The organism is Mesorhizobium sp. M4A.F.Ca.ET.020.02.1.1, from assembly GCF_004022645.1.
In the GTDB taxonomy this organism is placed as follows: Bacteria; Pseudomonadota; Alphaproteobacteria; order Rhizobiales; family Rhizobiaceae; genus Mesorhizobium.
This window is the reverse complement of the sequence record NZ_RZOI01000837.1, coordinates 1-2,426: the sequence shown is the minus strand read 5'-3', so window position 1 is coordinate 2,426 and position 2,426 is coordinate 1. Positions and strand designations below refer to the sequence as shown.

General features: G+C 63.2%; 4 protein-coding genes. 3 read left to right on the top strand and 1 reads right to left on the bottom strand.

Going from position 1 to position 2,426, the window contains the following annotated elements:
- Positions 1-740, top strand: a 740-nt coding sequence (locus EN742_RS31895) for an ATP-grasp domain-containing protein (protein WP_128333725.1), incomplete at its 5' end; no start/stop codon positions are given.
- Positions 741-776: 36 nt separating this feature from the next.
- Here the strand turns inward: EN742_RS31895 and EN742_RS31890 are convergent.
- Positions 777-1,199, bottom strand: a complete 423-nt coding sequence (locus tag EN742_RS31890; RefSeq protein ID WP_126057924.1) for a lysozyme inhibitor LprI family protein — start codon at positions 1,197-1,199, stop codon at positions 777-779.
- A gap of 244 nt (positions 1,200-1,443) precedes the next feature.
- Here EN742_RS31890 and ykgO point away from each other — a divergent pair, with 244 nt between their 5' ends.
- Both ykgO and EN742_RS31880 read left to right on the top strand, forming a co-directional pair.
- On the top strand, positions 1,444-1,569 hold the full coding sequence (ykgO, locus tag EN742_RS31885) for a type B 50S ribosomal protein L36 (RefSeq protein WP_040974291.1): 126 nt from the start codon (positions 1,444-1,446) through the stop codon (positions 1,567-1,569).
- Positions 1,570-1,733: 164 nt separating this feature from the next.
- Positions 1,734-2,345 carry a hypothetical protein gene (locus tag EN742_RS31880; RefSeq protein ID WP_126057923.1) on the top strand — a complete coding sequence of 204 codons (612 nt, stop codon included), beginning with the start codon at positions 1,734-1,736 and terminating at the stop codon, positions 2,343-2,345.
- Positions 2,346-2,426: the final 81 nt, after the last annotated feature.

Sequence of the window (2,426 nt, the reverse complement as noted above, 5' to 3'; positions counted from 1 at the left end):
ACGGCATCGGCATTGCCACGGCCGAGTTTCGCGCAATCGACAATGACGCCGAACTGACGGCGGCGCTGAAGGAATTCGGCGGCAGCGGCATCCTGAAGACCAGGCGCCTGGGCTATGACGGCAAGGGCCAGCGCGTCTTCCGCAATATGGACACCGGTGGCTTTTCCGGCACCTGCGAGGCGATGGGCAACGTGCCGCTGATCCTCGAATCCTTCGTCGCCTTCGAGCGCGAGATCTCGGTGATCGCCGCGCGTGGTCCTGACGGGAGCATCGCCGCCTTCGATCCGGCCGAGAATGTCCATCGCGACGGCATCCTGCACACGTCGACCCTACCGGCAAGAATCAGCCATCAGACGGCGGCGGCGGCGCAGGCCGCGGCGGCAAAGATATTGGCCGCGCTCGATTATGTCGGCGTCATCGGCGTCGAGTTCTTCGTACTTGCCGACGGCTCGCTGCTCGCCAACGAGATGGCGCCGCGCGTCCATAATTCCGGCCACTGGACGGAGGCCGCCGCGACGGTCTCCCAGTTCGAGCAGCATATCCGCGCCGTCGCCGGCCTGCCGCTGGGCACGCCCGGCCGCCACTCGGACTGCGTGATGGAAAACCTGATCGGCGACGACATCAAACGCGTTCCGGCCCTGCTCGCCGAGCCCGACCTGATGTTGCATCTCTACGGCAAGGCCGAATCGCGCCCCGGCCGCAAGATGGGTCATTTCACCCGCGTCAGCCGTCGAAGTTGAGCATGATCTGGAAGCCGGTTGCCGACAACGGCCGGCTTACTGCATATCCTGATCTTCGTCCTCGTCTGGGCTGGCGCAGCTTGCATCGCCTTCCTGGCAGTTGCGGCCGGAAGTGAGCTGTTTGACGCGCTCGTTGGTCAGCTCCGTCAGGCACTGCGAGACCTCCATCGGATGGATGGAGCCGCCCTCGCTGTCCGCCGCGGAATAGGCGCATTCCGCGTCGCGGAACGTGATCCAGGCGCGCTGCGCCGCCTGCAGCATTTTGTTGGACTTCTCGTCGCCATCGCCGACAAGACCCTTGTAGGTTGCATTGAGCTTGGCGTCGGCGGCCTGGTAGTCGGCATCGGCGCAGATATTCATCATCTGCTGGCTGTCGTCGTTGCGGTCGCATTCCTGCGCCCGCGCGGCCGGGGCCGCCGCCAGCACGGCAAGACAGGCGAACAGAAACATCGGGCGCATCAGCGTCTCCAAATCATCTCGCGGGCCGACGGCACCATTCCAGCCCGATCCCGGCCGCGCAATGCCACAGAGCGGAGATGGCGAACATTTGATTGCCAGGCATTTGCGCACGCCATAAAGCATGCTTGCGGTTGACACGGGCAAGCCTCCTCGTTTATGAGCCACGCAAGTTCAAAGGCGCGCTTTTTCGGGCGCGCCTTTAAAATTCGGCCCGGCAGCGGGCCCTGACCGAACAGGCAAGACCATGAAGATCAAGAATTCGCTCAAGGCGCTGAAGGCCCGTCACCGTGACAACCGACTGGTTCGTCGCAAGGGCCGCATCTACATCATCAACAAGACCGCCCCGCGTTACAAGGCGCGTCAGGGCTGAGCCTTGTGCGCGGCTCAGCGCATGTCGCCCAAAAGTGCCGAAGCGGTTTTGGGACAACGACATGCAAAAGAGACCACACCGCGCCCGATGTTTGTCGCCGGCCTGCCGGCTCCTTCACGCTAAAATCACTTTGACGATCCGCCGACCGGGACTAGATTCCGGCGATGCGGATTCGTCTTGCTTTTCTCGCGACCCTTTGCCTGTCCGGCGCGGTCCTGCCGGCCGCCCTCTTGCCGCTCACTGTCTTGCTGGCCTGGGCGGATGATCCGGTCGCTCCCCCCGTCGCCACGACCAGCCAGGCCCGCCTCGACCAGCTATTCACCGACCTGAAGCGCGAGCGCAACGAAAAGGCCGCGACGCGCATAGCCCAGCGTATCTGGAGCGAATGGGCCCAGTCCGGCAGCGCCTCGATCGACCTGATGATGCAATGGTCGCAAAAGGCGATGGAAAACCAGAAATACGACGTCGCGCTCGATTTCCTCGACCAGGTGGTGACCTTGCAGCCGACGTATGCTGAAGGCTGGAACCGCCGCGCCACTGTGCATTTCATGATGAAGAACTACGGTAAGTCGATGTCGGACATCGACCACACGCTGCACCTTGAGCCGCGCCATTTCGGCGCTCTGTCCGGCCTGGCGCAGATCATGGCCGAGACCGGCCACAAGCAGTCGGCCCTTGAAGCCTGGCAGAAGGTGCTCGCCATCTACCCGATGATGCGCAGCGCCCAGGACCAGGTCTCGACGCTGTCGGAGGAGCTTGCCGGCGAAGGCATTTGATTTAGGGGAATAAGGCAGTAGGGCAATATGTGAAGTGCCTCGAGTGGCTCGCCCTACTGCCCTACTGCCCTACTGCCCTAC

Bases quoted from the DNA above. Each gene is read 5' to 3' on its own strand.
- EN742_RS31890 (WP_126057924.1), bottom strand. From the start codon at position 1,199: ATGCGCCCGATGTTTCTGTTCGCCTGTCTTGCCGTGCTGGCGGCGGCC.
- ykgO (WP_040974291.1), top strand. From the start codon at position 1,444: ATGAAGATCAAGAATTCGCTCAAGGCGCTGAAGGCCCGTCACCGTGAC.
- EN742_RS31880 (WP_126057923.1), top strand. From the start codon at position 1,734: ATGCGGATTCGTCTTGCTTTTCTCGCGACCCTTTGCCTGTCCGGCGCG.